The following is a 6,033-nucleotide window of genomic DNA, read 5'->3' as shown; positions in this document are numbered from 1 at the left end:
GAACTCGATGCCGACGCCTACGTGCTGCGCCATGACGCATCTGGCGCCCGCCTGCTGTACCTGCCCTGCCAGGACGAGAACAAGTCGTTCTCCATCGCGTTCAAGACGCCGCCGGCCGACGACACGGGCGTCTTCCACATCCTGGAGCACTCGGTCCTGTGCGGCTCGGACCGCTATCCCGTGAAGGAGCCCTTCGTCGACCTCATCAAGAGCTCGATGCAGACGTTCCTGAACGCCATGACCTATCCGGACAAGACCGTCTACCCGGTCGCCTCCACCAACGAGCAAGACCTCATGAACCTCGCCAGCGTCTACATGGACGCCGTGCTCAACCCCGCCATCTACACCAAGCGCGCCATCTTCGAGCAGGAGGGGTGGCACTACGAACTGGACCGCGGCGAGACACCCGCCGACGACCGCCTGCGCTACAACGGCGTGGTGTTCAACGAGATGAAGGGCGCCCTGTCCGACCCCATGGACGTGTTGGACAACGCCATCAACGGCGCGCTGTTCCCCGACACCGCCTACGCGTTCGAATCGGGCGGCAACCCCCGCGCGATCCCCACGCTCACCTACGAGGGGTTCCTCGACAACCACGCCCGCCACTACAACCTCGCCAACAGCTACATCACGCTCTATGGCGACCTCGATATCGATCGTTTCCTCGCCTTTTTGGACGACGAGTTCCTCTCGCGCGAGAACCGCGCCTCGCGCGCCGGCGCCGGCGCGCCCAACGCGCTCGAGATGCAGGCGCCCGTCATCTGCAAGCATAAGCGTATCGAGATGCGCACCACGCCCGAGAACGCCATGGCAGGCCTCGCCTACGTCATAGGCACCGCGCACGACCGCAAGCGCCTGGTCGCCGCCGACATGATCTTCGACGCCATCCTGGGTTCCAACGAGGCGCCGGTGAAGAAGGCCCTCATGGCGGCGAACCTGGGCGGCAACATCACCAGCTACACCGCGGGCGACCGCCTGCAGCCCTACGAGCTCATCATGGTGCAAAACGCCGAGCCCGAAGCTGCGCGCGAGCTGCAGCGCATCGTCGAGGACGAGTGCCGCCGCCTGGTGGAGGACGGCATCCCGCGCGAGCGCCTCGAGGCCGTGCTCGCCAGCGAGGAATACGACCTGCGCCAGCGCGACTTCGGCTACCCCGACGGCGTGGCCATAGCCTGCGACGCGCTGGGCACCTGGCTCTACAGCGACGACGACGCCACCTTGGCCCTGCAGTACGCACCCATCTACGCCGAGCTGCGCGAGCTGCTGGATACCACCTATTTCGAGGACCTGCTGCGCGAGCTCGTACTGGAAAGCGAGCACCGCGCCCTCGTCGAGCTCGCGCCCGTCGCGGGCGACGCGACCGAAGGGGACGCCGGCGAGGAGGCCGAGCTCGCAGCCGCGCTCGCACGGATGTCCGATGAAGCCCGTGACGAGGTCCGCGCCAACGTCGACGCCCTGCGCGCCGCTCAGGAGGCCGAGGACGCGCCGGAGGCCAAGGCGACGCTCCCGCGCCTGCACGTCTCCGATATCGGCGAGGCGCGCCCCGAGCCCTCGTTTGCGCTCGATACGCAGGCGCCGCTGCCCTGCCTCAAGCACGACATCCCGACGCACCAGCTCGCCTACGCGGTGGCCTACTTCGACATCTCCCACCTCTCGTTCGCCGAGCTCCCCTACGCCACCATCCTCGCGCGCCTCATGCAGCAGCTCGCCACCAAGAACCGCACGGCCTCCGAGCTCGACAGCTATATCGACTCCAACCTGGGCTTCCTGTCGTTCCGCTGCGAGGTGATCGGCCAGCCCAACTGGAAGCTCGCCGCGCCCAAGCTCACCGTATCGGCCGGCGCCCTGTCCGAGAAGATCGAGTACCTCGCGCGCATCCCGCGCGAGGTGTGGAGCGAGACCGTGTTCGAAGACACCGACCGCATCCACGACGTGCTCGTGCAGATGCGCATCGGCATGGAGCAGTCGTTCCTCAACGCCGGGCACCAGGCGGCGCTCGGCCGCGCGCTGTCCTACGTCTCCCCTGCCGCGGTCGTCGCCCAGAAGCTGTCGGGCGTCGACTTCTACCGCTTCTTGCGCGACCTGCTCGACCATTTCGATGAGCGCAAGGACGAGCTGTGCGCCACGCTGCGCGAGCTGCAAGAGCGCATCTTCACATCGACCGGGCTGGTGACGAGCTTCACCGGCAGCAACGAGGATTACCGCCGCTATTGGGAGGCAGCCGGCAACCTGGGCCTGGCCCCGCGCACCGCGCCCGCCAAGGAGCTGTACGTCCCCATGCCCGAACCCAAGCGCGAGGCGTTCATCATCCCCAGCGACGTCTGCTACGTGGCCCGCGCCACCGACCCGCGCGTACTCGGTATCGAAACCGACGGCTCGTGGAGCGCGGTCTCGCAGGCGCTCACCTACGAGTACCTCTGGAACGAGATCCGCGTGAAGGGCGGTGCCTACGGCTGCGGCTTCCGCTCGGTGACGGGCTCGCAGCTCGCGTTCTACACCTACCGCGACCCCGCTGTCGACCCATCGCTCGAGCGCATCGCCCAGGCGGGCGCGTGGCTGGCGTCGTACGAGCCCGATGCAGATGCCTTCGACGGCCTCATCGTGAGCTGCGCCGCAGGATTCGACGCACCCGTGAAGCCCTATGGGCTCGCCAAGCGCCAGGACATCAACTACCTGGCCAAGCGCCCCGCCACCTGGCGGGCGCAGCTGCGCGAGGAGCTGCTTGCCACCACGCCCGAGCATCTGCGCGAGCTCGGTGCCGCCGTCTCGCGCGTGGCCGCGGAGGCACCGCTGTGCGCCTTCGGCGGGCGCGAGATCCTTCAGGCGAGCGAGGCCGACCTTAACGTGATCGACCTGATGGCGTAAGCGCCCGCCCGCGCGCCGCGCGCCCGACACGGCGCGCGGCGCGCGACGCCGGGCGTCAGCGGGCGCGGGCGGGATGGGCGCTGCCGCGACAGAATGCGAACGGACCAGGTGCCCGAGCGCGGGTGGAATGGGCGCCGCGGCGGCAGGATGCGGACGGGCCAGATCTCGGGGCTGCGAGCTCGGGGCCGGGAATCGGGTGCCCCCTTTCGTGCCAGCTTTCAAAGCCGAAGCGCAACCGTAAACAAAAACCGACGCCAAACCTCAAGCGCCGCCGCATGCGTCAGCTTTCCAGCACGCGGGACCTCTCGTGCGTAAAACCCGACGGCAAGCCGCGGGCGGCGCCCGCTCGCGTCAGCTTTCCGGATTGAAAGGGCCACCCTGCACGGATCCCTGACGGCAGCGGCAGCGATGCGCGGATTCCTGACGCCTAGGGGCCCTCGCAAGCGTCCCTCGCGGGAGAAAACCGCGGGCGCCCTTCGCTCGCGACGGTTTTCAGGGCCGAAGCGCCCTTTCGCACCCAAAACTGACACTAAGTCTCAGTCGCCATCGTATGCGTCGGCTTTCCGGTATGAGGCGCCCCTTCGTGCACAAAAAGCGACGGTAAGCCCCAGGCGCCGCCATTCGCGTCAGGTTTTCGGCACGAGGGGCCCTCCATGAACAAACACCGACGGCAGGCCGCAGGCGCCCTCCGCTCGCGACGGCCCCGAGCCGAAGCACCCCTACGCGCCCACGCGCTCGATGTCGTAAGGCGTCGTCTGGTACACGTAGTAGTTGAGCCAGTTGGTATAGAGGAGCTGACCCTGCGAGCGCCAGGTGTTGCGCGGCTCGCGGGACGGATCGTCATCAGGGAAATAATTGCGCGGAACCTGTGGATCGATGCCGCGCGCCACGTCGCGCTCGTACTCGAGCTTGAGTGTCTCTCGGTCGTACTCGGGGTGCCCGAACACGAAGAACCGATGGCTATCGGTCGATTTCACCAGGTAGAGACCCACCTCATCCGACGCCGCCACGATCTCGAGCTCCGCGCACGCCTCCACGTCCTCGATGCGCACGTCGGTGTTGCGCGAGTGGACCGCCCAGAAGCGATCGTCGAAGCCGCGAACGAGCGGGCTCGACGCCTTGAGGATGCGATGCTCGAACACACCGGACGCTTTCTGCGGCAGGTCGTGCTTGTCGATGCCGTAATGGTGGTAGAGGCCGGCCTGCGCGCCCCAGCAGATGTGCAGCGTGGAGTGCACGTGCGTGGTGGACCAATCCATGATGCGGCAGAGCTCGGGCCAGTAGTCGACCTCCTCGAACGGCATCTGCTCCACCGGCGCGCCCGTGATGATGAGGCCGTCGTAGTAGTCGTTTTCCACCTCGACGAACGTGCGGTAGAACGTGTCGAGATGACTCGCCGACACATGCGCTGCTTCATGGCTGGCGGTTCGCAGCAGCTCCACGTCCACCTGCAGCGGCGTGTTGGAAAGCTTGCGCATGATCTGCGTCTCGGTGGCGACCTTCGTGGGCATGAGGTTCAAGATGAGCACGCGCAGCGGACGGATGTCCTGATGCAGCGCGCGGTACTCGGTCATCACGAAGATGTTCTCGCTCTCGAGCGTCTCTGTTGCCGGAAGGGCGTCGGGGATTCGAATGGGCATGGTCACCTCGCGGTTGCTCGGTTCTCTCGGTACACGTACAGAATACGATACCCGCTTATTTCAACCCCCATCGCGTGAATTCCGCGCGCGGGAGCCCCCTGCAGAGCGCGCCGCCAGCCGATTCCAGACCGCTCGATGGCGCCGGGGCGCATAATAGCCCGATCGCTTAAAGGGGCAGGGGCCGCCGGGCATTAAATGCAAGATTTGAGTCTTTTGGCAGCCGCAATGATGTGATGCATAAAAAGATACGCCACATATGTTCGTCAATAGAGGTTGCCGAGGCGAGATGGGAGGCCAAAACGTCCTGCTCGACGCGCGGATCATGTTCAAATTAGCAACGTACCCGCACGATGGTCGCTGCAGCCTGCAGCAAAAGACTCATTTTTTGCGTTTACTGCCACAAGACCGTCGAAAACGGGCCCGCGGCGCCCAGCAGTCAGGCTTTACGGCAAAACCTATACAGAAGAACCTAAAAAATATGCGTTTTGCACCCAGCACCGTCAAATGGCGCACCAGCATGCACCGACGCACCCTTCCTCGACACGACGCGCACGCCCCTCGCCGCAACGATGCGGCGCAGACCCCCGGCGCCTCCTACCGCTGCCCGTCCTCGAACGCGGCGATCTCGGATAGGAAGCGCTCACCGAAGTCGTCGGCCTTCTTCTCGCCCACGCCCGAGACCTCCAGCAGCTCGTCGCGCGTGCGCGGACGCTGGCGGCACATGCCGCGCAGGGCCTTATCGGCAAACACCATATACGGCGCCCACTGGCGCTCGCGTGCCAGCTCGGTACGCAAGGCGCGCAGGCGCTCGAAGAGCTCCGCGTCGTCGCCCACACGCGGGCGCGCATCCAGCGCCGCCTCGTCGCGCAGCAGGTCCACGGCTCGCTGCGCCCTCGACGACTGAGCGCGCTTACCCGCCGGGCGCTTCACCGAGAACCGGAAGCGGCCCTCCGCGTCGCCCAGCACCTCCACCGCGCGCGGTCCCAGCTCCAGCACCGGATACTCGCCCTGCGATGCCGCCAGATAACCGCGCCCCGCCAGCTGGTCCAGCAGCTTGCGAATATGCGCGATGGGCATGGCGTGCAGCGCGCCGTACCCTTCCGCCTCGTCCAAGTGCACGCGCAGCACCTTCTCGGCCTTCGAGCCGTGCAGAGCATCGGCGATCAACACCTTGCCGAACCGGCCCGGCCGCGCCGCCACGAAGCGCACCGCCTCGCGAGCAGCCTCCGTCACGTCCTCGACCTCGAACGCGCCCAGGCAGTTGGAGCAGGCGCCGCAGCCCGCCGCCTGATCGCGCACCTCGTGCAGCAGTTCGCCCGCTGCCGCTTCGTCACCGAAGTAGCGCAGGATGTACTCGCGCAGGCAGCCCGTTGTCTGGCAGTAGCCCTCCATCTGGCCGAGGAGCCGGTACCGATTCGCGCGCGCCTGCTCGCGCTGCTCCTCGTCCAGCGCGTCATCGTCCGGGTCGCGGTCGATCATCATGCGGCGCAGCGCGAAGTCGCGGCCGTTCCACAGCAGATAGCAGCTC

3 protein-coding genes are annotated in these 6,033 nt (G+C 66.8%); 1 reads left to right on the top strand and 2 read right to left on the bottom strand.

Annotated elements, in window-relative coordinates; translation table 11 throughout:
• The coding region (locus I2E26_RS02415) for an insulinase family protein (protein WP_195419480.1) at positions 1-2,865 on the top strand (2,865 nt) is incomplete at its 5' end.
• A 719-nt stretch (positions 2,866-3,584) separates the two neighbouring features.
• On the opposite strand, the gene metA is transcribed toward I2E26_RS02415, so the two are convergent.
• On the bottom strand, positions 3,585-4,505 hold the full coding sequence (gene metA / locus I2E26_RS02410; RefSeq protein WP_195419479.1) for a homoserine O-succinyltransferase: 921 nt from the start codon (positions 4,503-4,505) through the stop codon (positions 3,585-3,587).
• Between the two features lie 594 nt (positions 4,506-5,099).
• The coding region (locus tag I2E26_RS02405; protein WP_195419478.1) for an HRDC domain-containing protein at positions 5,100-6,033 on the bottom strand (934 nt) is incomplete at its 5' end.

The organism is Collinsella sp. D33t1_170424_A12 (assembly GCF_015554865.1).
GTDB lineage: Bacteria > Actinomycetota > Coriobacteriia > Coriobacteriales > Coriobacteriaceae > Collinsella.
This window is presented reverse-complemented; position numbering and strand designations above follow the sequence as displayed.